Source organism: Amycolatopsis sp. NPDC004772, assembly GCF_053601215.1.
The window spans coordinates 95,842-121,065 of the sequence record NZ_JBSGBK010000012.1; the positions used below are offsets into that span (position 1 = coordinate 95,842).

General features: G+C 62.2%; 26 protein-coding genes and 1 pseudogene. 8 read left to right on the top strand and 19 right to left on the bottom strand.

Features of this window, described 5'->3' with window-relative positions:
• Positions 1-51: 51 nt before the first annotated feature.
• The 10 genes from ACWEF6_RS10525 to ACWEF6_RS10570 all read right to left on the bottom strand — a co-directional run bounded on the left by ACWEF6_RS10525 (position 52) and on the right by ACWEF6_RS10570 (position 6,618).
• Entirely contained in the window at positions 52-507 is a 456-nt protein-coding gene (locus ACWEF6_RS10525) for a helix-turn-helix domain-containing protein (RefSeq protein ID WP_449682668.1), read from the bottom strand.
• A gap of 90 nt (positions 508-597) precedes the next feature.
• The gene (locus tag ACWEF6_RS10530; protein ID WP_449682669.1) at positions 598-1,200 is read right to left on the bottom strand and encodes a DUF2637 domain-containing protein; all 603 of its coding nucleotides are present in this window, start codon (positions 1,198-1,200) and stop codon (positions 598-600) included.
• Between the two features lie 37 nt (positions 1,201-1,237).
• Positions 1,238-2,092: a replication-relaxation family protein gene (locus tag ACWEF6_RS10535; protein WP_449682670.1), complete on the bottom strand. Its 855-nt coding sequence runs from the start codon at positions 2,090-2,092 to the stop codon at positions 1,238-1,240.
• 145 nt (positions 2,093-2,237) lie between these two features.
• Positions 2,238-4,463, bottom strand: a complete 2,226-nt coding sequence (locus ACWEF6_RS10540; protein ID WP_449682671.1) for a type IV secretory system conjugative DNA transfer family protein — start codon at positions 4,461-4,463, stop codon at positions 2,238-2,240.
• Positions 4,460-4,630 carry a hypothetical protein gene (locus ACWEF6_RS10545; RefSeq protein WP_449682672.1) on the bottom strand — a complete coding sequence of 57 codons (171 nt, stop codon included), beginning with the start codon at positions 4,628-4,630 and terminating at the stop codon, positions 4,460-4,462. Before ACWEF6_RS10545 ends, ACWEF6_RS10540 begins: the two co-directional genes overlap by 4 nt.
• Before the next feature lie 193 nt (positions 4,631-4,823).
• Positions 4,824-4,946, bottom strand: coding sequence for a hypothetical protein (locus tag ACWEF6_RS10550; protein WP_449682673.1), 123 nt, complete (start codon positions 4,944-4,946; stop codon positions 4,824-4,826).
• Between the two features lie 77 nt (positions 4,947-5,023).
• Positions 5,024-5,245 carry a hypothetical protein gene (locus ACWEF6_RS10555; protein ID WP_449682674.1) on the bottom strand — a complete coding sequence of 74 codons (222 nt, stop codon included), beginning with the start codon at positions 5,243-5,245 and terminating at the stop codon, positions 5,024-5,026.
• Positions 5,242-5,637 carry a hypothetical protein gene (locus ACWEF6_RS10560; RefSeq protein WP_449682675.1) on the bottom strand — a complete coding sequence of 132 codons (396 nt, stop codon included), beginning with the start codon at positions 5,635-5,637 and terminating at the stop codon, positions 5,242-5,244. The genes ACWEF6_RS10555 and ACWEF6_RS10560 overlap by 4 nt, the downstream gene beginning before the upstream one ends.
• Positions 5,637-5,780, bottom strand: a complete 144-nt coding sequence (locus tag ACWEF6_RS10565) for a hypothetical protein (RefSeq protein WP_449682676.1) — start codon at positions 5,778-5,780, stop codon at positions 5,637-5,639. The genes ACWEF6_RS10560 and ACWEF6_RS10565 overlap by 1 nt, the downstream gene beginning before the upstream one ends.
• 418 nt (positions 5,781-6,198) lie before the next feature.
• Positions 6,199-6,618 (bottom strand): hypothetical protein, encoded by a 420-nt coding sequence (locus ACWEF6_RS10570; RefSeq protein ID WP_449682677.1) that lies wholly within the window; start codon positions 6,616-6,618, stop codon positions 6,199-6,201.
• Positions 6,619-6,786: 168 nt separating this feature from the next.
• On the opposite strand from ACWEF6_RS10570, the gene ACWEF6_RS10575 reads away from it, so the two are divergent.
• Positions 6,787-8,325: a hypothetical protein gene (locus tag ACWEF6_RS10575; RefSeq protein ID WP_449682678.1), complete on the top strand. Its 1,539-nt coding sequence runs from the start codon at positions 6,787-6,789 to the stop codon at positions 8,323-8,325.
• A gap of 665 nt (positions 8,326-8,990) precedes the next feature.
• Here the strand turns inward: ACWEF6_RS10575 and ACWEF6_RS10580 are convergent.
• Positions 8,991-9,320 carry an HNH endonuclease family protein gene (locus ACWEF6_RS10580; protein ID WP_449682679.1) on the bottom strand — a complete coding sequence of 110 codons (330 nt, stop codon included), beginning with the start codon at positions 9,318-9,320 and terminating at the stop codon, positions 8,991-8,993.
• Between the two features lie 775 nt (positions 9,321-10,095).
• Positions 10,096-10,827, bottom strand: a pseudogene (locus ACWEF6_RS10585) (DUF262 domain-containing protein); the annotation flags it as partial.
• An 806-nt stretch (positions 10,828-11,633) separates the two neighbouring features.
• Here ACWEF6_RS10585 and ACWEF6_RS10590 point away from each other — a divergent pair.
• On the top strand, positions 11,634-12,020 hold the full coding sequence (locus tag ACWEF6_RS10590; protein WP_449682680.1) for a hypothetical protein: 387 nt from the start codon (positions 11,634-11,636) through the stop codon (positions 12,018-12,020).
• 86 nt (positions 12,021-12,106) lie between these two features.
• Here ACWEF6_RS10590 and ACWEF6_RS10595 read toward each other — a convergent pair whose 3' ends face one another.
• The 6 genes from ACWEF6_RS10595 to ACWEF6_RS10620 form a co-directional block, all read right to left on the bottom strand.
• On the bottom strand, positions 12,107-12,448 hold the full coding sequence (locus ACWEF6_RS10595) for an NUDIX hydrolase (protein WP_449682681.1): 342 nt from the start codon (positions 12,446-12,448) through the stop codon (positions 12,107-12,109).
• Complete coding sequence (locus tag ACWEF6_RS10600) at positions 12,445-12,627, bottom strand: hypothetical protein (protein ID WP_449682682.1); 183 nt, start codon at positions 12,625-12,627, stop codon at positions 12,445-12,447. Before ACWEF6_RS10600 ends, ACWEF6_RS10595 begins: the two co-directional genes overlap by 4 nt.
• Before the next feature lie 2 nt (positions 12,628-12,629).
• The gene (locus tag ACWEF6_RS10605) at positions 12,630-13,898 is read right to left on the bottom strand and encodes a DegT/DnrJ/EryC1/StrS family aminotransferase (protein ID WP_449682722.1); all 1,269 of its coding nucleotides are present in this window, start codon (positions 13,896-13,898) and stop codon (positions 12,630-12,632) included.
• A 281-nt stretch (positions 13,899-14,179) separates the two neighbouring features.
• Positions 14,180-15,211: a methyltransferase domain-containing protein gene (locus ACWEF6_RS10610; RefSeq protein WP_449682683.1), complete on the bottom strand. Its 1,032-nt coding sequence runs from the start codon at positions 15,209-15,211 to the stop codon at positions 14,180-14,182.
• Complete coding sequence (tgmB, locus tag ACWEF6_RS10615) at positions 15,208-16,197, bottom strand: ATP-grasp ribosomal peptide maturase (RefSeq protein WP_449682684.1); 990 nt, start codon at positions 16,195-16,197, stop codon at positions 15,208-15,210. Before tgmB ends, ACWEF6_RS10610 begins: the two co-directional genes overlap by 4 nt.
• 38 nt (positions 16,198-16,235) lie before the next feature.
• Entirely contained in the window at positions 16,236-16,499 is a 264-nt protein-coding gene (locus tag ACWEF6_RS10620; RefSeq protein ID WP_449682685.1) for a hypothetical protein, read from the bottom strand.
• Positions 16,500-17,580: 1,081 nt separating this feature from the next.
• Between ACWEF6_RS10620 and ACWEF6_RS10625 the strand changes: the two genes are divergently transcribed.
• The gene (locus tag ACWEF6_RS10625) at positions 17,581-18,765 is read left to right on the top strand and encodes a helix-turn-helix domain-containing protein (RefSeq protein ID WP_449682686.1); all 1,185 of its coding nucleotides are present in this window, start codon (positions 17,581-17,583) and stop codon (positions 18,763-18,765) included.
• Positions 18,753-19,280 carry an NUDIX domain-containing protein gene (locus tag ACWEF6_RS10630; protein WP_449682687.1) on the top strand — a complete coding sequence of 176 codons (528 nt, stop codon included), beginning with the start codon at positions 18,753-18,755 and terminating at the stop codon, positions 19,278-19,280. Before ACWEF6_RS10625 ends, ACWEF6_RS10630 begins: the two co-directional genes overlap by 13 nt.
• A gap of 9 nt (positions 19,281-19,289) precedes the next feature.
• On the opposite strand, the gene ACWEF6_RS10635 is transcribed toward ACWEF6_RS10630, so the two are convergent.
• Positions 19,290-19,535, bottom strand: a complete 246-nt coding sequence (locus tag ACWEF6_RS10635; protein WP_449682688.1) for a helix-turn-helix domain-containing protein — start codon at positions 19,533-19,535, stop codon at positions 19,290-19,292.
• Positions 19,536-19,789: 254 nt separating this feature from the next.
• On the opposite strand from ACWEF6_RS10635, the gene ACWEF6_RS10640 reads away from it, so the two are divergent.
• The 4 genes from ACWEF6_RS10640 to ndk all read left to right on the top strand — a co-directional run bounded on the left by ACWEF6_RS10640 (position 19,790) and on the right by ndk (position 25,166).
• Positions 19,790-20,902: a hypothetical protein gene (locus tag ACWEF6_RS10640; protein ID WP_449682689.1), complete on the top strand. Its 1,113-nt coding sequence runs from the start codon at positions 19,790-19,792 to the stop codon at positions 20,900-20,902.
• 279 nt (positions 20,903-21,181) lie between these two features.
• Positions 21,182-22,606 carry a Ppx/GppA phosphatase family protein gene (locus ACWEF6_RS10645; RefSeq protein ID WP_449682690.1) on the top strand — a complete coding sequence of 475 codons (1,425 nt, stop codon included), beginning with the start codon at positions 21,182-21,184 and terminating at the stop codon, positions 22,604-22,606.
• A 19-nt stretch (positions 22,607-22,625) separates the two neighbouring features.
• The gene (locus ACWEF6_RS10650) at positions 22,626-24,671 is read left to right on the top strand and encodes an ATP-binding protein (RefSeq protein ID WP_449682691.1); all 2,046 of its coding nucleotides are present in this window, start codon (positions 22,626-22,628) and stop codon (positions 24,669-24,671) included.
• A gap of 33 nt (positions 24,672-24,704) precedes the next feature.
• The gene (ndk, locus tag ACWEF6_RS10655; RefSeq protein ID WP_449682692.1) at positions 24,705-25,166 is read left to right on the top strand and encodes a nucleoside-diphosphate kinase; all 462 of its coding nucleotides are present in this window, start codon (positions 24,705-24,707) and stop codon (positions 25,164-25,166) included.
• The last annotated feature ends 58 nt before the right edge of the window (positions 25,167-25,224 follow it).

Genomic DNA, 25,224 nt, shown 5'->3' on the forward strand with positions numbered 1-25,224 from the left:
TCCTTCGGTTGTCCCATCCACTGCAAGATAGTTTGGGGGCAGCCCGATCGCTTAGGCAGCCCAGTCGATGCTTTCTCGCATGCTTCTTAGTTCTTCGGTTTCATTGTCATCTTGATCTACTTTGAGTTGGGGCTTTACCTTCTCGGTGATGTGGTGTCGTTGACGTAGGCGCTCGAAGTGTTCGGTCAGTGAACGTGCATCGCTGTCGCTCATGTCGTAGCGAATGCGCAGGTACGGTGCGAACGCGGGTAGGCCGGGCAGGCTGTACCCGGCGAGTGCGCACAGATCCGAAAAGTCGAGCCGTAGGTATTCGGCGATTCGCTGGAGCGTCTCAGGTGAAGGCTGTTTGAAGCATCCGGTTTCGACGCGCGATATGTAGGAGCCGTGCATATGTAGATCGCTCGATAGCTTGCGAGCCGTTATTCTCTGCCGCTCGCGGGCTTGTCGTATGTGTGCTCCGAGTGTCACCGGCGTGTCGTCTGCTTGTTTGTTTTGGTCGTGCTTCATGCAGTGGACCCTTTCGTTGTTATGACTTGGTGGTCTAGTGCCCATTGTTGGCTGTAATGCGATCTTTGGGAATAGTGGAATTTACAACAATCACTTGTCGTCTGAGGTTGATGGCGACTTCTGCCGAAGCCGCCGCAGGATGTGACTCGTCCGCTCGGTACTGACGTGCAGAACCTTCCGGAGTTCGTCCCGGGTGATGGCCTTGCCGTGTGCGGTGCGGTGCGCCGCGTCGGCGGCCCGAGCCGCTTCGAGCAGCCGTGCATCTTCATCGACCGTGGCGCCGTCGTCCTGGTGCTCGTTCTCATCAGGACAGACTGGTGGTGTCGCGTCCTCGGCGTCCTGGCCGCGCAGTACAGCCAGATGCGAAAGCAGACCGAGAACGGCTGGCGGGACGGCGCCGACGCATACGACGATCGGCCCGCCCAGCGGAACGGTCCCATCGGCGACGAGATGCCAGGCCCCGTTGCCGACGAGTGATAGCGCGATCGCCAGTATCGCGTTCCAGCGGGCGAAGTGACGAGCCTCCGCCGACCTCGTTCTGCCCGACAGCCAGACGCGCGTGGCGGTCATGGCGTATGCGTCGATTGTGAGCGGCAGCGGCGGAGCCAGCGCGCTGGGCCAGCCAGTGGCAGCCGCCAAGGACCGTAGCCCCGAGAAGCTGCTGACCGCCGCTGAGACCGCGGTGACCGTCATCCCCGCCGTGACCCACCAGTCCCGCGGCCGAGCTGAGCTATCCATTGGCGGCGTCCTGGTGGGCCAGCCAGAGCTCCTCAACGAGCAGGTCGACAGCTCGGGTGTGCAACGCGACCTCGAAGAGCTGATCAGCTGGTGCGGGTAGTCGCTCGAGGACGGCAGTGACGACGTCGAAGCGGGCCTCGGATGGCACCGTCACCAGGACACGCGGCACCACCTCGCCGGGCCCGGCCTGGCCGGAGTGCACGAAGTCGAGGTAGGCGAGGAACTTGCCGCGGAGCGTTGGCACGGCCTCCGTGGCCAGGTCTACCTCGATCCACCAGTGATCATCGACGCGAGTCGAGGACAGCGCGGCATAAGCGTCCGGTTTCATCCAGCCGCCGACGCCGTCGGGCCACCACGAGCCGGGTTCGGCCAGGAAATCGGTCAGCCGGAAGCCGCGCGCCCGGGACTGCTCGACGAGCTGCACGTACAGCTCGCTGGTCGCCAGCGTGTGGCGCACGAAGCGATCCCCGATAGGTGCAGGCCGGCGGATGCGCTCGTCGGCCTGGCGTAGGTTGCGCCGAAGCTGAAGTAGGCGTTCCCCGGCGACGTCCAGGGCGTAGACCAGCTGAGCCGACCCGCGAAGACTGCCGCCGACTCGTCGCGACAGCGGCATCAGAACACGGGCTTCGACCAGCCGCTTCAAGACCCGCCACCGAACGACAGACCGGCTCTTGCCGGTCAGCTCGCTGAAGTGCAGTCGTTCCAGCTGGCGACCGGTTGCAAGGCGTAGCCGGTTGGCGCTGTCCATGATCTGCCACTCACGCTGGCTGAGCGTCTCAGCAAGCTCCATGACGTGTGCAGTTCGGACTCGGCTGGCTCGATTGCCGTGGCGCCGTGCGGCAGTCATGCGTTGTCCTCATGCTGAAGGACAGGGTGTTTCGCTGGCGCTATATGGAAAACATGGGGTTGTGACGTCGGTCGATGCGAAACGAGGTGCGGAGCGAGACCAACAGCGACGCCAACGGCGAAACCAACAGTCCAGCGGGCGCGCCTCATGCCGCGCCTCCGCGTCGTTTCCGACCGATAGGGGAGGCGAGTGGTGTCTCGAGCCGGGCCTTGAGCGCTGCTTCCACGTCGGCCCGGGGCGTGCCGAACTGCTGACGGGAGGCTTCGGCCAGTGCGTCGGGGTCACGGAGCGCATCCGGGAGCGGCAGGGTGGTGCCAGTAGTCGGCGGTCTGGTCTGGCCATGCACGCTGGGTCGGAGCGCGACTTCGTAAGCGGGTAGGCCCATGAGGTCGGCAGCCGCCAGGGCAGGCGCGAACCGCCGTTCGAGGGTGCGGGCGTCGTCGAAGTCGAGCTGGAAGACGAGCTGCGAGCGGACGGTGCCGAGCACCGCCGACTGGACGGGGCGAGGCAGCTGGTCGAGGTACTGGTGAGCCAGGGTGAGGCCAAGCCCAAGACCGCGGGCCTGCGCAAGCGCATCTGCCAGCTCGGTATCGGTGCCGAGTCGCACCACGTCCTGGAATTCGTCGAGGTAGGCCCAAGCCGACCGACGGCCCTGGGCGGCCTGACTCGCCCGGGCGAGGGTCGTCTGCCAGAGCGCGGCTATGAGGAGCGAGCCGAGGAGGTGCGCGGTCTCGGTGCCGACCGTGCCTTTGCTGAGTGGCACCAGGATGACGCGGCGCTGGCGGTAGAGCTCGGTCAGATCGATGCCGGTGCTCTGGCCGAGCATGAGTCGAAGTGGCGTGCGGGTGGTCAGGCTGCGTAGCTTGTTGAGGCTCGGCCCGATGACTTGGGCGCGCTCGCCCTCACTCATGTTCTCGTAGGCCGTCCAGAAGGAGCGGACAGTGTCCGGCACGTCGGCCTGCGCGGTGACGAAGCGGCGGAAGGCGGGATTGAGCAGCAGCTCGGGGACTTCGCACAGCGTGAAGGCCGAACTGTCGTTCGCGGTGGTGTGGGTCAGGGTCAGCAGGCAAGTACGGAGGACATCGCTGGTCCTCGGGCCCCAGGACGAGCGCCACAACTCTGAGAAGACGTGGACAACATGATCCACTACCAGCTCTCGCTCGTGCTCGTTGTGGCCGACCTGGAGGACGTTGAAGCCAACGGGGTAGTCAGTGGCGGACGGGTCCAGGACGACGACGTCCTCAGTCCGGTCCTCGGAGACACGGGCCAAGAGGTCGCGGACGAGGTCGGTCTTGGGGTCGATGACCATGACCCCATCGCCGCGCTCGACGTCTTGGAGGGCCAAGTTGGCGATCAATGTCGACTTACCGACACCAGTCGGCCCGATGAGGTGCAGATGACGCAGTCGGTCTTCGGTCTGCAGCACTAATGGCCGGTCCGCGGCGCCCGGGAAGTTGCTGATCGCCAGCGTCAGGCCGTGTCGCGGCATATCGCCTGGTGGCGGTAGCTGTCGAGCGCGGCCGAGTTCGATGCCGGGCAGGTGAACATTGCCAAGCGGGATGCCGAGCAGGCCGGTCAGTTCGTCGGTGTTGAGCCGCATTGGCCAGATGGTCAGCGGGAGCGATCGGTCGGTGAATCGACCGGCGACGGTGGAACTCGACGACATCCTTCGCTGTACCGAGACGCCGGCCGTGTTCAGGGTGCGAAAGGCGCTGCAAACCCGCGTGAGCAGCGCGTTTGACTGTTTGCGGCTGCGAGCGTTGACCACGACCCGAGCCACTGCGCTGAACATCGCCGCGGCGTTCTTCGCGCGCATGTCCTTGGCCAGTTCGCTCGGCGCATCTGGGCTTGGACTGAGCGCCCGAGTTCCGGACAGAATCCACTGGACGTGCACGGTCTCGTTTCGGGCCAGCGGGTACAGGCTGGCGAGGAGCGCCGTGGTGCTGGATTCGGCACGGTCGTGGGCCAGCGGTCGGTCGAGGGTGGTTAGCCGGAACTCCGTCGCGCCGCGGATGGCCGGCGTGGCGTCGAGGTAGTCAGGTGCTTCGTCGGTACGGACGCCCGGCAATGCCGAGCGCAAGCGGGCCAGCGTGCTGGCGGCGTGCGACGACGACATCAGCAGGTAGTGCGAGATACCGGTGTGGTCGGCGACGAGCTCGAAGCTCACGGGCCAGCGGTGTGTGTCAGCGGCCAGCACGCTGAGCCACTGGCTGACGTGGTCCGCGCGCAAACCCGCAGGTAGACGCAGCCGGTAGGCGACCAGGCGGTCTCGCCAGAGCGCCCAGTGGATCCAGCGGACGGCGAGGATGGCCAGCAGGATTACCAGGGCGCTCGCCACGATCGCTAAGGCGACGAGAACGGCGGCCTTCACGACGCCTCCTGCTGAGGTTCGTCGTCTGCGACGCTCGGCTTCAGGTCGGGCGTCTCGGCCGCGACCTGATGCATAGCGAAGGCGACGAGTGCCTGCGCGAGTAGATGGATGTCAACCTCAGGGCGTGGTTCTCCGACGACGCGAATTTTCTTGTTGGGATCGTTCATAGGGAGCCTTTCGATGGGTTAGATGACGGCTGGCTTGAGCAGCGCAAGCGGTCGAAACTGCCGAATACACGGATGAGCTCCCTCCTCTGGTTATTGAGCTGGCGCGAGCGAAAGTCGAGCCGTGGAAATTACAGCGGCGCCCAGAACAGGTGAGGGTGCTGCGAATCCCGCAGCACCCTCACTCGGTAGGTGTCTAGAAGTGGTCGCCGGCCTCACGGTCGAGGGCCCGCAGTTCGTCGAGCACCCGACGACGCAGGGCCCGCTGCCGAGCTGGCTGCTCGGCAGCGTCCTCGGAGATCCGACGCCAGCGCTTCATGAGCGACGTGAAACGACGCTGGTGAGCACGGCCGGTCAGGTTATGCCTGGTCATGACCTTGTCTTCCTTTCCGGCCGCTAGTGGCGGCGCTCCCACCAGCGGCGGGCCAGGGCGACCAGCAGCCGGAGGAGCAAGAGGTCGATCGCGATCCAGGCGAACAGGTTGATCAGGTGGCTCTGCGTCCGAAGCACGAACAGCAGGAGCACCCCGACCACGTTGAGGGCCGGCAGCAAGAGCAGCACGCCGATGGCCTTCTTGCGAGCGTCTTCGAGCGGGTTACGAGGCAGGCGGTATTTCACGGCTGCCCACCTTCGATCTGGTCCTGACCAGGCGCGATGTCACCATCGATGTCCGGCGGGCGTGGTACACGGGTGTGCTGCATGGCGACCCGATCGACCTCGAGCACCGCCGCGCGGTACTGCTCGTCGAGGGTGCGCATCGCCTTGCGGTTGATACGGCGAACCGCCCAGACGGCCAGCAGCTGCCGAACCCACAGGTTGAGCAGCAGAGCAACGGCGATAGCCACTGCGATGGCACTGCCGCCGGCCAGCAGGTACGGCCAGTTGTCGGCGAGGAAGTCGCGCAGCCAGCGCAGCGCGATCCCCAGGTAGTGGACGATGATGATGAGGCCGACGATCGGCACCGCGATGGCCACGAAGACCTTGACCAGCAGCTCGATGAGGTCGTCCATCACACGTAGCCGTTCGCGAGGTTGTGCCCGGTCGACACGACATCCAGGACGTAGTTCTCCTGGATGAACTGGAGCTTGGCTCGCAGCTCGTCGTCGCCCCTGGCGAGAACCTGGCATCGTCGGTGGATGTCGGTTGCGTACATGACTGATTGCGCTGCGTACTGGTGCAGGCCACGAGCCCGCTCAAGGGCGGCACGATTGTTGCGGGCAGCCTCGAGTACGCCGCGATTGGACAGGATAAGTTCAAGCACGAGAAATGCCTTCCGGCTCGGATTTGGTTGCAGGTGAATGCCGGGAAATATGGGAACTAATTCGGTGTCTCCCGATCGGCAATGCAACGCTAACCAGAGGCTGGCTCGGTCCGCAAGAAAGTCGTCTGCTGTCGGCTCTTGTCCGGCGCGTCTCGACGTCTGCGCAGTTCAGAGCATGCGGACACAGGGACACGACAGCACGCGACAGGAGGCGACAGTCCGCGCTGAGCCGTACATATCCTGGGTATGAACCGGCCCGCTTCCGAGGGAAGCGGGCCACGGTGGGTCGACCGATGTGTTGATGGTTCTGCTAGCTTTTCTTCATTTGCTCGGCGCGGCGCCGGAGGCATTCGAAGTAGTACTGATCGAAGAGGAAAGGGCCGCTGAGTTCATCACTTCGCTGGACGCGTTGCACGCGACGTTCGATAATTTCAAACGTGTCGTCGTCTTCGTCGAGTGTTTGCCCGTCGTCCTCAGGGTGCTTGACGTAGTCGGTGACGCCTGGATCGCCCAGCCAGATGTTGACAATCACGATCGTGGCCGTCAGGAACGTGGTGTAGTCACCGTGGCACACGTCCATGCCGCCGCCGTTGAGCAACCAGGCTTCAATGAAGTCGGCCAAATACTTCGGCTCATGACCAATGAGTTCGCGGATGCGTTCGGTCGGTTGATCAATCGCATACTCATGGAACGAGCCGTAGACGGCATTGTAAATCGTGGCATAACTCATGATGACCTCCAAAGTCAAGGAGGTCGACCCAAACTAAATATAACATAATTATAACAAATTTGCAATAGTAAACGACATCACTACGGGAACAAGAGGGACTGTTGCGTCCTTGTCGCTCGGTAGACTTGCCCATCCGGCAACGCTCTGCCCGCGAAAGGAGTGCTCCAGGTGGAAGAAACGCTGCTGCTGGAGTCGCGTAAGGCGGCAGCTGATGAACTCGGCCAGCTGATCCGCAAGGGCGTTCCGCCAAGGACGCTGGGGGACTGCGTCGCTCTGAAGGCTCTCGTTTCCGGCGAACTTGGCGTCGGCGCGTGCTCGGAGTCCGGGGCTGGCGAGATGCTTGAAACGATCTTGGCCGATGTTGCACGCCACCTCGCAGCTCAGACGCTTGCGCATTTGGGGCGTGGTTCGGTGGACGAGGCGACGCATCCCATCTTTTTAGCGGTAGCGGCGTGCGAGCTCTTAGGTCTGACGGAGCCGGATGCGTTCAACGAGATGCGTCTGCGACGTGATGAAATATACGAGGAAATCAAAAAGCAGAAGCTTGACGATGAGGCTGCGAACGCCATCGCCGGACATCCAAAACTATTGATCCGCCGACGCCGCGCCGCGTACTGGCTCGGTGACATTTCAGAGAAAACGTCTCAGCGAAATCAAGGTGTATGGTTTGCGGCACTCGTGGACGCTGTTGTCGCTCACCTACGCGATGAAGAAGTACGCCGTGAACTGTTGGAGGCAATCGAGTCCGATTCAACGTCGGCGATCGCGCACGAAGAGGGCGGCGATAATTGGGCAGAAGACGAGGTTGATGAAGGAAGTTCTACCTCGACGGCGAGGGTCGAAGAGGGATCAGAGCACGAATTTTCAAGGAGTTGGGGACTGGTCAACTGGGCTCCGCCTCTACCTGAGTGTCCACTTGTTGGCGACCTGGCGGGCACGGGCTCGGTTGACGACACGCTGCTCTCTGGGGCGTCCGCGTCAGAGGTTGTGGAGAGTTCGCCGGCGGATGATCCGACCGATGTGGAGCAGCGGCGCAAGGGGGGAAGTAGACGGGTCACGCGGGCTTTAGCATTTGGTCTGGTGACTGGCGTCAGTGTCCTCGTGGCGTACCTGACTGTCGTATTCTCTCCCCTGGTATTTTCGTTTCAAACATGGTCGCCCGTTCGAAATCCATGGACGATCGCATTGACGGTAACGTCGGTACTTGTCTCGGCGGGCTTATTGGCCTTTTATTGGCGGCCTGTTTGGCGCATCTTGTGGTTCTTTGTCGCCTGTTTGTTAGTATTTTTCTTCTTGACTAAGACCGGGTATGGCCGCTTGATCGACGAATCTCGTAAAGCCACTCCACGACTCAGTTCGGCGAGCTTGGATGATTGGCGGCAAGGTGCTGAAGGTGTTCTCGATGTTAACTTCGGTGATGGCCCTTGCACTGACTATGGGGCTATGGATCCGCTTGCGAGCAGCTTCGCCGAGCCGAGTCGTTGTGAAGTCCACGCGGGAAGTCTCTATATGGCGTCTTCGTCTGACCGGACCAGTGTCGTGCACTACCCTCTTCCGGTAGTCGCGGACAAGCACCAGGAATATAGGCCAAAAGTGTACTATGCCGAAACTCGGTTTCATGCCGAAGCGGGTTCTTCCATGGGTGCATGCGGGATAGAGTTCGGCTCCTTAAAGGAGCGTGGCATTTTTGGGATCACTCCAGTCTGAGACGATAACGGAGGCGGTCTCCTGCGGGATGGACTCAACTACGGCGTCAAATACGAATCGATATCCGGGTATTTCCTCTGGAGTCCGAAGGCTACGTTGAAGTACCCTTTTGTTGGCCGATCGTCGATGGCTGGCTGGGACTATGACTACTGGACCAAGTTGGGCGTATATCGATCAGGTAACTTAGTCACTTTTTTAGTAAACGATCGAGTCGTTTTGAAGGATCAGTTGGCGATCGATGCCTCTCGGTCGGCTCCGGTATCTGTCGGTGGATCATCGACCGGGGGTCGTGCTCCTTCACAAGCCACGGTTCCTGCTCCGGCCGAAGTGCTAGATCTGGTGGTCCTCGGTGGACCAGATCTCAACGGGCCCGATCACACGGCAGCTTGCACCTTTGATTACTTCTCTTGGAAGGATCTGTCGAACTGACCTAATCTCGCGGGGCGGCATCACGCAGCCTCACGAGCACGCGGTTGGTGCAGAGCGTTCTGGCGAGGGCGGCCAAGCTGTTGCCATGCAGATTGACGGGCTTGACCTGGGGTTTGGTACTTCAAGCGATCGCTGACCGTTCGGGCCTTGATTCGTCGGGCGCAGCTGAAGTGGTGCCACAGCGCAAAATAGATCACGGCTGGCCGATCGACGGGTGACGCCGCAGTGGGGCAGCGTCAGCTTTGGCGTCGCCAAATCTCAGTGATCCGCTCGCCCAGCACAAGCGTGCGCTCGTCGATCGCCTGGTCGGTCCACTCGTCGGGGTGCTCATCGACGAGCCGCTTGTTCAGGAGCAAGACGCTGTGGGCATTAATGCCAACCCGCTTGCCCTCGGGGCTCGGAGCGCCGGCGGTCGGTGGCCAAGGGCTGTTCGAGATGACTGGGTTAAGCCTCGCCGTCACGAGCGTCAGATTGCCGAGCGTCTGGACTCGATGGTTGCGCTCCTGGATGGCAGCAGGATCGGTGGAGTAGCCGTTGCTCCAGTGTTCCTGCCAGCTCTGCGGCATGAGGTGCTCGATTGTAAGATCGCCGCGGCGGCAGTGGGCTTCCTCGGTCTTCGGCGACCGCTAGCTGTCTTCCAGTGCCTCGAGGATCATGCGGGCGCGGCGGCGTGGGGGTCATGGCGTTGTAGAAGCGGATCCGCTGCAGTGAGTCGATGACCTCCTCGTCGGTTGGCCAGCGACGAGTGTCGGCCGTCTGCTCGGTCAGGAACGCAACGGTAATCTTGCCGACTTCAGCCGAGTTCGCTGTACGCAACCGGCGGAGGAGCTCGACGACTAAGTTAGTGGTGTCGGCGATGCTGACTCGGCAGAGCATGCGGCGGACGAGCCAGCTCTCAATCGCGGCTAGAGCCTGGTCGCGGGCAACATCCGGAACGCCTGACGCTGGACGGGCCAGCCACAGCAGCAGCGGCACGGTGGCAGCGATGTCCATGACCTGGATGACGCGGTAGTAGAAGGTGCCGGGGACCGAATGGGGCGGGAAGTCGGCGAGGTGGCGATACGTCTGCGCATCGGCTCGCAACTCGGTCATCACGGTCAGTACGTCGTCGGCCGGTTGCAGCACATGGTCGCGGAAGTCGGTGAAGATCCTGTCGGACGGCACGACGTGCGCCCGACGCATGGTCAGCCAGTAGTTCAAGAAGATATCGATCCGCGGCCGATTCAGCCGGCCTTGCCGTTGCTCTTCGCGCCAGAAGTCGCCAGACAGCATGTCCCAGTAGTCGCGATCCAGCTTGTCGACGTCCACGTTCTGTCGTTCCGCAGCCTGGAAGACGGCGTTCTTGACCAGGTCCGCCGCGAGCAGCGGCGCACCGCGGTCATTGAGGGCTTCGAAGATCGCCTGGGCGTTATCCGTTGGCTCCAGATTGATGACCACCAGCTTGAGGTTGAGCGCGAGCGCCATGGTGAGTGCGCGTAGCCGATCCGACGGCGAGCTGCCGTCGCCCGTCGAGGCGTCGTGCGCCCAGCTGCTGATGCGTTCGCGCAGGAACACGATCGCCTGGCTGACGCGGTGCTCAGTCTGGTCGTTGGCCTCATCGTCGTCCATAGCCGCCTGGAACGCCGGGCGGTCGGCGTTGATCGGCCAGACCTTGAGGATCTCGTCATCGCTGTCGACGATGTGCTCCGGGTTCCGCACCAGCGTGGTGAGCAGGGCAGCATCTCGTTGTCGACCGTGCTTGGTCGCGACCTGACGCGTGGCGTTGAGTAGCAGCTGCAGCGTGATGAGCCGCTGTTGGCCGTCGATGACATGCCTGACCTGGATGAAGCCAGCGGGGTTGGGCTGCTGGTCAAGCACGACGGCGCCGAGGAAGTGGGCGGTCACCTCGGAGGGCTTCGTCTGTTGGCTGGATTCAAGCAGCTCTTCGGCAACTGCCCGCACGTCGTCCCACAAGGGTTCCCACTGCTTCTCGATGTCCCAGACGTATGGACGCTGGAAGACCGGAATGACGTAGCGGACCTGCGGCTCGAACAGTTTCTGCGGCGTCAACGTGTTGGCTTCCACGAACGACATCCCCCAGGTGCGTCAGTTGGGTGCGGGCAGGAAGCCTAACGGCCCTTCCCGGCCGCCGCCGGTGGCCGGTGGTCCGGCACCATGCTGGATCACCCGTATGTCGTAGTTGGCGTCTGTTCACGCATCTGCTCGAGTCTGTCCGAGAACGAGCCCGGAGTGCCATCGGCAGCGTTGCTGCGTCCGGCGGTCGGAGAACAGCCAGATCGCGATCTGTCCTCGTGCGAGCCCACCGCGGTGGCCGCCTGGCTCAAGCCTCTGCAAGCGCAGTGGCAGTGCTTCGGTGTCTAACGGCGGCGCTTCGAGATGCGGGCCGCGCCGCGAGGAGCTTCCTCTACGTGCCGGGTCCGTGCAGTTGCCGCTGCACCTGCACGAGCATCCGCACTTCCTGATTACTGGCCGCCCCGCTCGGGGTACGGAGCTTCCCATCAGTGTTCACTCGAAAGAGTTTTAGGCTCAAACTTATTCTCAAAACAACCTATCTGTCGAGCGTCAAATAGCTCTAAAGGTTGGCGATCCGTACTCTGATGCGGTAGTTGACCAGCGCAAAGTCACGCAGGATGACGTCGCGGATCGTTCGTCGTTCGGGAAATACCTGTCGGCGAATAATCGCGAAAATCGGCTGCCTACCGAGCCGTAACTTCGAGACCTTCGCCAAGATGGCGAGAGCGTCATCGGGGCATCCCCTATGACGTGAGACGCGGCCCCCAGCTGTCACTGGGAGCCGCTTAGTAGCCCGAGCACCACCCGACACGCATAGATCGAGAAGGGCAACGAACATGTCGACGCTACCGCCGCGGGGTGGCGACATGCCAGAGCGACGATCCCCCGATCGGCTCACATTCAGCAAAGATCATGACTGCGTCGGCTTCGACGAGCTCTTCGACGCCACGGCCGAGCCGGTCAGTGAGCTGGCAACACCAGGCTTCGTGCTGGAGCTGGCATGCCGGAACACGCCGCACAACGCGCAGCATGGTCGACTGCATCCGGGTTGGGCCCTGCTGTGCCAGATCCTGCTCGGCGAGCCCCGACACGCCTGGCGATCCGTGGTGCTGCTGGCGGTCCTGGGGATCGTCATTTGCGGCATCTTGCTGGCTGGTTCGGTCGCGCTGGCGGCCACTGGCACCGCACTCGTTGGCCTCATCGGGCTGCTGCGATTGAGCCGCTACCAGGCGGGTCGGGCGCGGCTCATCTGATCCAAGCAGGAACGAACAAGGAGGGCGGGTTCCGGGGCTGAAAGAAGCAGCCCCGGAACCCGCCCGGCTCACGCCCCTTGCGGTGGCTATTGAACCCCTGTGGGCTTGGCCTGAACACCGCCGTCGGCGTCCGGGCTTTCCCCTGACTGGTGCGAACCTTGCTGCTCTGCGTGAGCAGACCATTCGTCGACCTCGCCGAGTGCCGGGTACGCCTTGATGACCGTCTTGACGGCCTCGGTCACGGGCACATCGTCATCGAGGCGGGCCCACTGGTAGACATCGTGCTCTTGGAGCTCGATTGGCTTCGTCGCCTCGACGTCCACGGCGAAGTTGAACTGCCGGCTGGCCTTGCCGCTGCCTGACGTGTAGTCGAAGTGACCGAGGTAGCGCTGGATGGCCGTGACTCTGAGTCCGGTCTCCTCACTCACCTCCCGGCGAAGCGCCTCGTCGAGATCCTCGCCGGGTTCGACCTTGCCGCTTTGTCGCTCGGTCGATGTAGCAGAAGAATCTCGTCTTGCGAACGCACCGCGGCGCCGACGACGAACTGCTGGATGCCCTCTTCGGTGGCGTCGGCGACGAGATGTGCCAGGAGTGTCGAGTCAGCCATGCTCATCCTTCGAGCTCGTGGTGGAGTTCGACCACCTTACGGATGCCAGCGGCGTATTGACGGGCGAGCGTCATGTCCTGCGGCAGGTGCCCGACCGGCAACGTCAACATCCGGGCGTGGAGCTGTTCGGCGACGGGGTATTGACCCGGTCTGTAGCTGATCTGGTCAAAGTACGGATGGTGAGGGAACAGCGGCCGCGGATCCTTGAACAGCGGAAGGAGATTCAGCGGGCAGGTTGAGCCGGGTCGGTCGACTTCGACCAGCCCTTCAGCGACGAGCGCTTCCTTGAAGCGTTCGATGGGAACGCCGCCGAGCCTGTCGAGGGCGATGGTCAGCGGATAGTTGTGCCAAGCTGGGCGAACGTCTTCGGAGACCAGTGGCACGGCGACGCCGTCCAGGTCGGATAGCTCTTCCGATAGGACACTCGCAACGTCCGCGCGTCCGATCAGGTAGCTGTCCAACCGCTCAAGTTGCTCCAGCGCGATGGCCGCCGCCAACGGGTGGATCGCGAACTTCAGACCCATGCCGGTGTCCGCGAAGCGGTGCAAAGGATGACTCGGCGGTATCTCGGTCTTGCAGCGCTTGTTGCAGTGGCTCTGGAGCAGGAGCCGGTAGTAGACCTTGTCGCTGTTGGTCAGCACAAATCCGCCTTCGCCCGCCGAAAGGGGATTCGGGCCGTTCATGGAGAAGGCCGCGATGTCGCCGACGCTGCCGACCTTGCGGCCAGCAACCTCAGCGCCGTGAGCGTGCGAGCCATCCTCGATGAGTAGGAGGTTGTGTTCGTTGGCGAGCGCACGTAGCGCGGTCAGGTCGGTGGGGATGCCCCAGAGGTGCGTCACCATGATCGCTACCGTCTTCGGCGTGATCCGGGCGGCGACGTCGCTCACCGACAGATTGCCCGTCTCGTCGCAATCAACCAGTACGGGGATGGTGTCGCGGTGAAGCAACAGCGTTACCGTCGAGGGGACGGTGTAGGCGGGCACGATGACTTCGTCACCCGGTCCGATGCCGGCTGCCGCATACGTCGAGTGCAGCGCGGCCGTCCCGGAGCTGGTTAGCACGGCATGCCGGACGCCGAAGTAGTCCTGCAGCGCCGTCTCTAGTTCGGCGATGACGCCGGATCCGTCGTCGATCGAGATGGAACGCCGCAACTGCGCCAGAACGCGCAGGTCGGTCCGCTCGTCGAGCGGCGGCCAGCTGAAGTTAGGGCCAGGTGCCGATATGGTCGGTGGACCACCGAGCAGCGCCAGTTTGCTTGTGGGAATCTGCATGCTCACCTGGCTTGGTCGTGTGGAGTAATCGGCTGCGAGTTGTGCGGGGCATCGATGTCTGGCGGCCCTGCGCGCCGCTGACCTGCAGGATTCAAGCCCAACGGCTATGGCGCGTTCTACGCTGCTTCGAGCCAGAGCGGCTACAAGGGCAGAGACCACTGCTTATCGGTGGCAGGGAGGGTCACGGTCTGGCTACCGTCCGGCGAGATCTTGATCGTGAAGTCCACGGGACTTGGCTGATCCAGACGGGCCCAAAGTTCGTATGCGGTCTCCAGCTCGTCTCAGAGGCGTCGGTCTCCACCCTGTGTGACTTCGCGCTCGGCTTCGTCGGCATCTACATCAACGCGCGCCCATGACTCGCTGCGCGGGTCTGTCAGGCAGAAGTACATCGGGCCGCCCTTGATCCTGATCCGGCCAGCTCGCGCTCCGGGCATCGACAGCTGTGCCAGGAAGGCGAACTCCCATTTTCGGAGGGCGGCAGGGCCGAGGTCGGTCCGCCGAGGTGCGCCCGGAGCGCTGACGGCGCGAGATGCCAGGCCGGGCAGCTCGTCGAGGTGCTCCTCGTCGCTGCGAAGCGGCATGAAGTTTGCCCGCTCCGGCAGAAAGCGGCCACTCGCGGACCCGTCCTCGTTCGCGGTGAGGCGGGCGAGGTTGCCGGCGAAGTCGCCGCGCAGATCGGTCAGGATCGTGCCGCCGGGCCGGACCTGGCGCAGCCAGGTTGGGGGCACCCTCCGCAGGGACGCTGTGGCGATAATCCGGTCGTAGTCCGCGCGTGTCGGGTAGCCGAGGTAGCCATCCGCGACCGCGAGCGTCGGGTTCAAGCCGAGGTGATCCAGGCGTTCCCGGGCCTCGGCGACGCACCGCGGGTCGATATCGACGGAGGTGACGGCATCCGACCCGAGACGGTGGGAAAGCATGCCTGCAGTCCAGCCCGTTCCGGTACCGATCTCCAGCACGGCGTCCCCTTCGGTCGCCTGGCTGGCCTCCAGCATGATCGCCACGACTGATGGCGCCGAACACGACGTCGTCGCCATGTCGCACTCGTCGAAGATCGTCAGGAGCGCCTCATCGTGATAGACCGCGCGCAGCCACTCCATCCGGTGGGCGCTGTCGGCGATGTCCAGGGCGTGACCGCCCAGGTTGTCCGGCAGGGTGAACCGCGGCGCGAACAGGTGGCGAGGAACGTCCTCGAACGCCGTCCTCCATGCGCGCGTGACAAGCTTTTCGGAGGCCGTGAGGCGCTCGATGAGGGCGTGGTTGAGGCTGACGGCCAGCTCACTGAGGCCGCTGTCCTGCTCGATCACGTTGGTCACTGATCTTCTCCTGTGAGTAGGGCGGCGATCGCGTCCGCGATGGGGAGGGCCGTCGCGTCCTCTATCCAGCCCCACTGTCCGCTGGGGTTCAAGTCGACGAAGTAGTGGGTGTCGTCGGCGGTGACGACGAAGTCGGCCGCGGCGAAGGTCAGCCCGAGTTGCTCAGTCATCTTCAAGAGCGCCGACTCGACGCCTTCCGGAAGGCTCACCGGTTCGTAGCGCAGTGCCTGATAGTCCGCGCGCCAGTCGAGCAATTCGTCGGCGGTCCCGTCGTCCACGAGGATGTTTGCCGCGAACACGCGCTTGCCGACCACCGTCGCCCGCACGTCTCGGACCTTCGGTACGCGCTCCTGGAACTGGTGCGCCGTGAGCGCAACCCGGTCATCGGACATGTCCGCGACCGTGACCGGTGTCGCGTAGACGAGTGACACTCGCTCGCCATCGGGAACCGAGGCGCCCGAGAGCGTCTTGTAGACGACCGGGCCGCCCAGGCGATCGCTGAGGTCAGCGGCATCACCGGGAACGTTCGTGATGGCGGTGCGCGGTACGGCCAACCCGCACGTCGTGGCAGTGGCGAGCTGCAGCGGCTTGTACTCCGCGTCTGCCGCCTTTGACGGATGGTTCACCCACGAGCAAGAGGGCAGGCTCATGAGTAGCCCGCCCACTGCTCGCCGGGCTTCTCGCGCAGCGAATCGTTGCTCGGCGTCGTTCATCGACGGCGGAAAGGTGAATGCCGTCGGCCTGCGGACATACACACTGCGGATGTCGCGCAGGCCGACCGAGCCGTCCGGACTGCGGATCTCGCCGTCCCAGGAGCCGTCAAACCAGGCACTCACGCTCAGCGAGAGCGGGAAGTCGCCGGTGTCCGCCCGGAATACTGGTGCGTTCCGGCGCTCCAGCTCTCGGACGACGAGATCGGCTGACGTATCTGTCGGCTCCGTCAGTACCAGCACGGTGCCGGTGGCGGGGTCTGATTTGGGGTTCATGGTGTTAGCGAGTCCTTCTTCGTCTTTCGTCGGTGGCGTCAGATGTCGTTGGCGACGTCGTAGCGGGTGTCGCCCTCGTCCTGGCCGTCGGTGGACTGTTCGGTCACGCTCTCGGTGGCCATCGTGGCACCGGTTCCAGTGCGCAGGACCACGACGTTGCGAGAGGCGGGGGCGGTCCGCAGCGTCAGACCGAATGGGGTGCTCTCCGTGTCCGAGACGGGCTCGGCCGTCGGAACAAATCCCCGGAGGACTCCGAGTCCAAAACGCTCGTCCGCGTCGGTGAGTGACATACGGGTCGTCATGCTCTACTTCTCCGTTTCGCTATCGCCACGTCGTGTTCGGCGTGGGGTCTTGGATGAGGCCGACTGGTCGGATCGTGACCGGCCGACCGAGTTCGGGGGGAACCCCGGAGCCCAATGCGGGGGCAAGAACTTGGAAGGGGGCGTCGGCGTGGCCTGGCGCTCCGATCGTGAGCACGGCCCGCAGGGTCCACAGCGGGTCCGCGCCGTACTGCCAGAAGACCACCGACGGGCGGAAGACGTCCGTCCCCGGGGAAGCTCGGTGTCCGGTACGCGGTGGCACCGTGCTCGTCGCGGATGATGAGGACATTGGCGCAGGTCGGCCAACGGAACGTCGCGGCGTACAGGTCCGGCGCGTCCGGTCGGCCGAAGAGGTAGAGCGTCCACTTGCGGCGGCGTAGCTCGGTGAAGAGGTCCTCAAGTGAGAGTCCTGTCATCATCGTCATACCTCGGCTCCGGTTCCGGCGAGCGGATGTAGCCAGGCACCGGTCGTAATGTCTCGGCCGGCGTCGCGGCGAGACCGCGCTCTTTGAGGAAGTGCCAGAACCGCTGAAACTGGTGAAGACGGCGGTCACGATCTCTAGAAGCCTTCGCGCAGTCGGTAGGCCAGCCGAACGGTCTCGCATGGCCATGCCGACTCGCAGCAGGCGCAATCACCCGTGGCGGGATCTGGCTCGTGCAGTACGAACGTCAGGGTGATCAGACTGTAGAGCTGCGTCGGCTGTGGGATTCGCTCGTTGAACGTCGGCAGCCGGTTCAGCCGTCGTTGCCACGTGCAGGACAGTCGTGGGCCATTGCGCAAGTCGATCGTTCGTACGGCCATCATGACCGCTCCGTCCGTCTCGTCGTCGATCTTGGACGACATCCGACGCCGAGGGCTTCGCCTGATCGGCGGGGAAGCGATCAGTGGTACCTCTGCGAAGGACGCCCACCTCGACGCCGGATGCCGCTTTTGACCTTGGGCGATGCGCCGAGGGGATCCCAGGGCAAAGATCGGGAAAATTGACGAAAGAGACCAGCAACCACAAGGCCTGACCTGCGGTAATGTGGCCGGGCGGCGCGGACCGCACACGGAGGGGTACGCATGGTCGCCAAACGCGACGGACTGGCACGGGCACGGCGAGCGGCCGGCTACACCCAGGAGACGCTCGCGGAGGTGCTTGGCGTCGACGTCAAGACGGTCGGCAACTGGGAATCTGGGAAGACCGAGCCCCTGCCGTACAAACGACCCAAGTTGGCCGCTGTTCTGAACGTCAGCGCGGACCGCCTCGAGGAACTACTGCGCGTCAGCTCGGTCTCCACGGCGGTCGACCTCCGCAACAAGCCACAAGCTGGCGAAGGAGAGGTTGCCACCATTCAGGCCATGGCCACGGCATTCCAGGTTGCGGACCGGAAGGTCGGCGGCGGCCGGATCTACTCGACCGTGGTCAGCTACCTGCAGACCGAGATCAGCCCGCGGCTCTTCGATCCGGCCAGCGACGTCCTGGGCGAGCGCCTATTCGAGGCGGCCGCGTCGCTGACAGAGATCGCCGGCTGGATGGCTCATGACAGCGGCCGTGACCAACAGGCCAAACGGCACTTCAGCCAGTCGTACCGGCTCGTGAAAGCCGCGGACCACCCGGCGCTCCTCGCCAACATCTCTGCCAGCATGAGCCACCTGGCTGGCCAGCTCCACCAGGCCGAGGATGCCGTTCGGATCGCTCAGATCGGCTTGACCCACGCCCAGCGTGGGCCCGGTCGGCAGCGGCTGACAGCCCGACTGCACGCTATGACCGCCCGTGGTTTCGCCATGCAAGGCGACTTGGACGCCAGCCGCCGTGCCCTGATGGATGCGGAACGCGTGCTGGAGCGGCTACACGAAGACACACCGGCGGAGTGGATCAGTCAGTTCGACGAAGCCTCGCTCGCCGGTGAAGCGGCGCTCTGCTACGACGCTTTAGGGGACCGGCGGCAGGCGGAACGGCAGGCCCGACGCGTGCTTGAGCTGCGCGTCGGCGACCGGGTGCGCAGCCGGGCGTTCGGGCAGCTGACGCTCGCCGAGGTGCTCGTCGGTGGCGGCGAGATTGACGAGGCGGCGTCGCTCGGCCGCGAGGTGTGCACGGCCCTCGGGTCGCTCACCTCGAGCCGCGTCCGCAGCCGACTTACGGACCTCAAGACGGCCCTCATGCCGCACCGCTCAGTGCCCGAAGTGCAGCTGTTCCTGGCAGACTGCAGTCATGTTCTGCAACCTGCAGCTGCCTCGGAAGCAGACATGGCGTGGCCGGTGTGACTGACAACGATCCTGCTCGCTTCGCCTACCTGGCCGAAGGCAATGCCAAGCAGGCGCGGAAGCGGGTCGCCGCCGACGTCCTGATCACCGACCAGGCCGGCCGCGTCCTCCTGGTGGATCCCACCTACAAAGAAGGTTGGGACCTCCCCGGCGGAATGGTCGAAGCGAACGAGCCGCCACGGATCGCCGCCGAGCGAGAGCTCCGCGAAGAGCTGGGTCTGACGCTGACCGTTGGCAGGCTGCTCGTGGTCGAGTGGGTACCGCCGCACGGGCCGTGGGACGACCAGCTGGTGTTCATCTTCGACGGCGGCCAGCTCGACGACGCAGCGGTGGCGAACCTGCGTCTGACCGACGAGGAACTCGCTGAACTGCGGTTCGTGACACCGGCTGAAGCGAAGTCACTGCTCAAGCCGCGCCTCTGGTCGCAGCTCGACAAGTCGCTCGCGGCGCGGACGTCGGGCGCCGTCGCCTACGCCGAGCTGGAGTCCGAGGCCGGAGATGCGGCTCGCGGCTGACCAGGAGTTTTAGGCTGAAGCAGCTGGCCAGAGGCGCTGGATGACCGAGACAATGTCGATGCCGAGCACGTCCACGATCTGGCGCAGCTCGACGACGTCGATCCGGCGTTCGCCAGCCTCGTACTTGCTCACGAAGGACTGTGGCTCATCGAGACGCTCGGCGACCTGCACCTGCGTTAGGCCGGCCTCGTCACGCAGCTCGCGGAGGAGCACGCACAGCCGCCGGTAGTCCGCAGAGTAGATCGACTTGTCCACGGGCCAAGACGACCGCGCTGCTTGCTAATATCCCAAAATCGGATATTGTCGGCCGCGGTCCGGCCGGAGTCATTCCCGCGGCCGGCGTGCCGAAGGAGGTGAACCGATGAATAAGGCCCCAATGGGTGGCGGTGGTGGCGGCGACACGTGACCTGGTAGCCACGCATGAAGCGAGAGCCCTGGGCGCTGTACTCGCCCAGGGCTCTCGCTTTGCTATTCAACAAGAATACAAATACTGGTACAATAAGTGGCAGATGAACCACCTCCTCGACCAGTTCTACAAGACCAAGCTCCGGCTCGCCGGATTGGTGACTGCGCTCCTCGGTATCGCCCTGATCGTCGTGTCGCACCGGGTCGGTGCGATCCCCGTCCTGAGCTGGCTTGTGGGCTGGCCGACGAGTGAAGTCGGTAGCGTGCTGCTGAGTGCCGGTGTTATCGCCGTCATCTTCGAGTACTACAACCGCGAGGCGAGCGCAGAGCGCATGAAGGCGCTGCTGCGCGACGCGATCCGGAAGGAAGCGCCGGCCATCCGCGACACCGTGCTGCACAGCTTCGCGTTCGAGCCCGAGACGATGCGGAACATCGCGTCGGACGAGACACTCGACCGCATCGCGACCAACGCGATTGGACTTCGGCTCGACGACCAGGCGCTAGCAGGGGATGTCTACGCTGACCTGCGCGAACAGGTCATCCGCTCGCCGGAGAGATGGCGCGATGTTGACGTATCAGCCTCGCTGAGCCCCTGGACGACAGGCCCTTCGACTGGCGAGGGTTCGATGTTCGTGGCCACAATCCGATGGGAGTACCACGTCCGACCAGCCAGTCCAACGATGCGCTTCGCCTGCGTATCCGATCAGGCGGAGTACCGGGAACTGCTACGTGACCCGACGGTGGCTGGTCAGTGGTACATCGGTAAGACGTCGCCGGTCGATCCTGCGAGCACCGAGGCGTTCGAGCTCGTTCAGTTCAGCATTGATGGGAAGCAGCGTCCTATCAGACGCGCCGAGCGCCTGGGCGCTCAGGTTTACACCGTCGCGCTCGGCAAAGCCGCTACCAGCGGCGACGAAGTCATGGTCTCGTACACCTACCGCGTTCTCATCCAGCGGCATGGCCACCTCTTGTTCCTCGACCTGCCGCGGCCGACGAAGGGTGTGCACCTACAGCTGGACTATGGTCAAGTCGACGTCCGCCAGGTCAATGTCGTCGACTACTTCGCGAGTCCAGATGTGTCGCGGGTCGAGCGGTCGCCGAAGACGGCGCCGGCGCGGACGATCGACGTCGGCTTCGAGGGCTGGGTTTTCCCGCGAGCTGGTGTGGCGTTTGTGTGGGTTCTGGACGGAGAAGTTGCCAAGTCGGTTCAGTCCTGACGGTCATTGACCCGCTGCGGCGAGCACGCGATTCCCGCAGGTGCGCTCCGGTCCACGCGGCTGCTATGGTTGGACCAACGGCGTCCTACCGGGCCATATGACGCATGGAAGCAATGGTGTTACCGAGAGTGACAAACCGGAGGTCGGGTCACCTGCTCGCGATGTCATCGCGTCTCACCTGTGGACTCCGATCCTAGACCTGCGCACCCTGAAATTTGCGCTTCTGGCGAGGAATGCTATCCTGTAAACAGGAAGTTAAACTAACAAGCAAGGTTACCAATGAAGCCGAAGAAAGTATACATTGCCGCACCATTTCGAAGCCTCTCAACGCGCGATTCTGACGTCGAGGGCCGGGCGTATGGCGTGTTAAAATCAGAGGCTAACATTAAGTTTCTCGAAGATATAGAAGCTCAATTCCTTGCTGACGGTTGGACCACGTGCTTGCCTCATCGAGACGAAGGTAATTGGGGTGAGACTTACTATGAGCCTCGCGCAATCGGCACGCTATGTCTGCGACACGTTGAGACGTCCGAGCTGATTTGCGCTGTTCTTGGCGCCTCGCGCGGAGTGCCGATCGAGTTGACCTGGATGGCAAGAGAAAAGGGTGTCTCCATGGTCTGGTTCCGCACCAAGGGGCAGGAGGCGAGTACACTCCAAACTTCTATCGCGCTACCTGCGAAGCATCGAGACCGCTTGCCTTCGAAGGGGGAGTTTCTCGAAATCGAAGTCGACGATGTATCTGAAGTCCCGAGTATAGTAGCAAAGCTACTGCAGTCAACTGAATTTAGCGAGCAGGATTCCATGCGCAGAATGGCCGTTGTAGATATCGGTTCAAATTCGCTGAAATTCTCCGCTTTTCGTGTTGGGCAGCGCGCGATTCGCCTGGATGAGCCCGATCGTGAGTCAATCGGCATTGCAGATAGTGTGCGGGCAACAGGCTCCGTCTCTAGTGAAAAACTGAAAGAGATGGACAAATTTCTGCGCAAATTCGCTGACAAGATCTCAACGTTGAATATTGATACAACAATAGTTGTTGGGACGGAATCGCTCAGGCGCGCTGACAATCTTGCAGATGTTGATTCTCTTGTCAAGGGTATTCTGGGGGTCGCGCCTCGTGTGCTGACGCAAGAGGACGAAGCGAAGGCCGTGGGAGCAGCTGTCAAGGCTGCAGTGTTCACGGACGATAGCGTGGCCGCTCTCAATCTTGGCGGGTCGTCTACTCAAATTATCACGAATGTCAACGGTGTCGCCCCCGAATACGCACTATTCGATGTTGGCACTAAGGACTTGATCCATTCAATGCCCTGGGATGCTCCTTGGGAAGAAGTTAAGTGGGAGAGGCTAAAAGACGAGGTTCGGCAGCGCCTTAATCTAAAGTACGGAATAGGATCTCCTTGTGAGTACCTCTTCCACACCGGAGGCGAACTCGACTTTCTGCTTCGTTGCCAGGTGGAGTTGGAAACGAATTTCATTAGCAACTCGCATGTATCGCGAATCGCTGTATCTGACTTTAAGCAGTTCGCTGAGGAGTTCTATCGGCAATCTCCTAAGTGGATCATGAAGAAAACCCGCCTGCAGGCGGGTTGGCTGGCAGGAGCGGTCGCCTCGAACGCTGTGGCATTGTGCGTTGCAGAAGCGCTCAACGCTAAGTGGCTTGTGCCGAGTAATCTTAATGTTGTCGACGGCCTCATTGAGCTCCACTAGTGACTAGGTCAGGCTACCGATGGATCATCAATTGGCGAGTGCTGAGTCGCAACTTGTCGAACTCTATGCGGTTCGACGTCGGGTCCAGAAGTTGCTTGAACGTCACTGGCCCTCAGTTATGCACTTTGCGATTGAGGAACAGCAGGCCGAGCCTCTTCGCGGCAGCAAGCGGAGGATAAGAGGTTTCGCCAATCTGACCAGAAGCAAACCTGAGCCAGGGTCGCGTGTCAGTCTCGCCAGCACGGCGACCTGTGTGCGTTCACTGAGGCTAGGCAATCAACGGAACTGGGCTCATCTTGACTTCGAGCCGCTAGCTGCAGAGATTCGTCGACGTTTTGAAGAAGGTACGCTCACGACGGCAGGTCTGCCGAGTCTGAATGCTTTCACTCTTGGGCAGTTGGTTCCCATATTCGGCGATATCGGAATTGGTAGGGATGAGTCGATCTGGGAGGCGTGCACCGAGCGACTGCGGGATCTGCTTCTGCAGCCAGGTGTACCGCTCGGAGAATTTCCGCCGAATGGGTATCTGAGTTATTGGGTTTTGGCAGCGGCGCGAGCAGTTGATGTTGCAATATTGCCAGACTCTGCCCTCGTTGAGTGGTCTCGTCACGAATTTGATCGACAGTTGGCGCTTCTTAGTGCTCAAGACGAAGAAGAATCTGACGCTTTCCAGTTGGCATACAACCTCGTGATTCAGATCGCGTTCAATTCAGCGCAGCTGCGTCCGAATGTTGTCGCCTATGCATTGGAACAACTCAAGAAGGTTCAACTGCCACGTGGCGTATGGGAGAAGAAAGAACCGCTCTTTGTCTGGAAGGACAGAGGAGACGCCTATTGCTTTTCCTTTGAGCTGCTGACCACACTATTATCTGAGTTTCGCAAGAGCTACGCCGAGCTTGCACCGTTTGATGAGGCGTTCAAATGTTCGCTCGCCTGGGTCGAACGTAATGTGCATAACGATCAGTTCGATCGCACATCCAGTTGGCGGTCCGGACATCGGACTGAGTCAAAATCACCTGAATCGTGGGCTACAGCGGAAGTTTACGCTTTCTTGCGCCGTTACGAACGGTACTTGGACTTCAAGATAACGTCCTCTCTGCTAAAAAAATACCGCGGCAGTCCAGGCGGTGTGCCAAGTCTCGATATATTCACCCGCTTCTATCAGCCAGAAGTCCGATCGAGGACGCGTTCTGCTCGGACGAGCTCGCCGCTTCTTGGTGACGTTCTGCGGAAGGTAATGCTTGAGCCTTTGCGACTTCATCCAAATGGCCCAGAGTACTCCCTTTCTTTTAGCAGCGACTCGGAGCTTCGGGCTCGTTCGGCAATTTTATTTGGCCCGCCCGGAACTGGCAAATCATCTCTTGTTAAGTCGATAGCACGATACCTAGGCTGGCCAGTAGTCGTGCTGGATCCAAGCGATTTTGCAAGTGAGGGCCTTCATTCGCTCCCGACGACGATCGGCAAGATTTTTTCCGACCTTCGAGAAACTCGCGATACCGTCATTTTCTTCGACGAGATGGAAGAATTAATGCGTGATCGGCGATCGTCTCTGCAGGGTGCAGGTGACTCCAGCTTTGAGCAGCGATTGCTGACGACGGCACTATTGCCTAAGCTGCAAGATCTGCACGATCGGGCGCAATCTCTGTTCTTCGTGGCGACAAATCACTTCCCGCAGATCGACGAAGCCGCGCGAAGATTCGGAAGATTTGATCTTATCCTAGAGGTTCTGCCGGCGTGTCTTGACGAGAAGGTGCGCCAGACGATTGACGGTGTTGCGGAAGCGCAAGCAACGCCAGGCGCGGAGGCTTCCGAGACTTTCGTTGTGGAGCTTGATTCTGCGTTGAAGCGCCTGTCGACGTCCGCTGACCGTGGAGAGGAGAGAGACAAGCTAGAGTGGGCGACGCACGGTGAGATGAGGAACATTGTCAATGTTATATTGGCTGGGCAAGGGAAGGGTCAGTCCGCCGAACAGGCTCTGCTAGCTGCTCTCGAGCAGTTTGAACCGAGCATCAAGATTGATGAATGGCGCGAGAACAACAGGTTTAATAGCACTGGTAGTTTTTAGGACTGCCGCAGTCTTTCCAGAAGGTGAGTTTAGGTGGAGCGCACTCTAGTTCTTCTTAAGCCGGACGCGTACGCGCGAGGGCTGCTCGGTCAGTTGACCTCCGAGTTCGAACAGAAAGGTTTGTTGCTGGTCGGGTGTAAACTGATGATGCTAGACGACAGCCTCTTGCAAGAACACTATGCTCATCTGGCTGATCGTCCGTTCTTTCCGCGTATTGCGCGATTCATGAGTTCGCTCCCTGTCCTTGTGCAGTGCTGGGAGGGTGTCGATGCTGTTGAAGTCGTTCGACGGGTCGTTGGCCCGACGAACGGACGTGAGGCGGCTTCTGGTACGGCACGGGGTCAGTACTCTGTAAGCGTCCAGTGCAACCTCGTGCACGCTTCTGATTCGGCCGAGTCGGCAGCGGCGGAGGTCAAGCGCTTCTTTGCAGAGGGAGAAGTCCTCGCTGTCAAGCATCCATTGCACGACTTCATTTACGCCGCGGACGAGCAATAGTCAGTTAGTGCGGGTTCTTAGGACATCGAAGGCATGTGAGTCCCATGGGATGGTCGCT

Bases quoted from the DNA above. Each gene is read 5' to 3' on its own strand.
- ACWEF6_RS10625 (WP_449682686.1), top strand. From the start codon at position 17,581: ATGGTCGCCAAACGCGACGGACTGGCACGGGCACGGCGAGCGGCCGGC.
- ACWEF6_RS10590 (WP_449682680.1), top strand. From the start codon at position 11,634: ATGCCAGAGCGACGATCCCCCGATCGGCTCACATTCAGCAAAGATCAT.
- ACWEF6_RS10525 (WP_449682668.1), bottom strand. From the start codon at position 507: ATGAAGCACGACCAAAACAAACAAGCAGACGACACGCCGGTGACACTC.
- ACWEF6_RS10550 (WP_449682673.1), bottom strand. From the start codon at position 4,946: ATGAAGCGCTGGCGTCGGATCTCCGAGGACGCTGCCGAGCAGCCAGCT.
- ACWEF6_RS10545 (WP_449682672.1), bottom strand. From the start codon at position 4,630: ATGAACGATCCCAACAAGAAAATTCGCGTCGTCGGAGAACCACGCCCT.
- ACWEF6_RS10620 (WP_449682685.1), bottom strand. From the start codon at position 16,499: ATGACGACCCGTATGTCACTCACCGACGCGGACGAGCGTTTTGGACTC.
- ACWEF6_RS10530 (WP_449682669.1), bottom strand. From the start codon at position 1,200: ATGACGGTCACCGCGGTCTCAGCGGCGGTCAGCAGCTTCTCGGGGCTA.
- ACWEF6_RS10605 (WP_449682722.1), bottom strand. From the start codon at position 13,898: ATGCAGATTCCCACAAGCAAACTGGCGCTGCTCGGTGGTCCACCGACC.
- ACWEF6_RS10565 (WP_449682676.1), bottom strand. From the start codon at position 5,780: ATGTACGCAACCGACATCCACCGACGATGCCAGGTTCTCGCCAGGGGC.
- ACWEF6_RS10580 (WP_449682679.1), bottom strand. From the start codon at position 9,320: ATGCCGCAGAGCTGGCAGGAACACTGGAGCAACGGCTACTCCACCGAT.
- ACWEF6_RS10570 (WP_449682677.1), bottom strand. From the start codon at position 6,618: ATGAGTTATGCCACGATTTACAATGCCGTCTACGGCTCGTTCCATGAG.
- tgmB (WP_449682684.1), bottom strand. From the start codon at position 16,197: ATGAACCCCAAATCAGACCCCGCCACCGGCACCGTGCTGGTACTGACG.
- ACWEF6_RS10645 (WP_449682690.1), top strand. From the start codon at position 21,182: ATGAAGCCGAAGAAAGTATACATTGCCGCACCATTTCGAAGCCTCTCA.
- ACWEF6_RS10640 (WP_449682689.1), top strand. From the start codon at position 19,790: ATGAACCACCTCCTCGACCAGTTCTACAAGACCAAGCTCCGGCTCGCC.
- ACWEF6_RS10535 (WP_449682670.1), bottom strand. From the start codon at position 2,092: ATGACTGCCGCACGGCGCCACGGCAATCGAGCCAGCCGAGTCCGAACT.
- ACWEF6_RS10600 (WP_449682682.1), bottom strand. From the start codon at position 12,627: ATGGCTGACTCGACACTCCTGGCACATCTCGTCGCCGACGCCACCGAA.
- ACWEF6_RS10560 (WP_449682675.1), bottom strand. From the start codon at position 5,637: ATGGACGACCTCATCGAGCTGCTGGTCAAGGTCTTCGTGGCCATCGCG.
- ACWEF6_RS10650 (WP_449682691.1), top strand. From the start codon at position 22,626: ATGGATCATCAATTGGCGAGTGCTGAGTCGCAACTTGTCGAACTCTAT.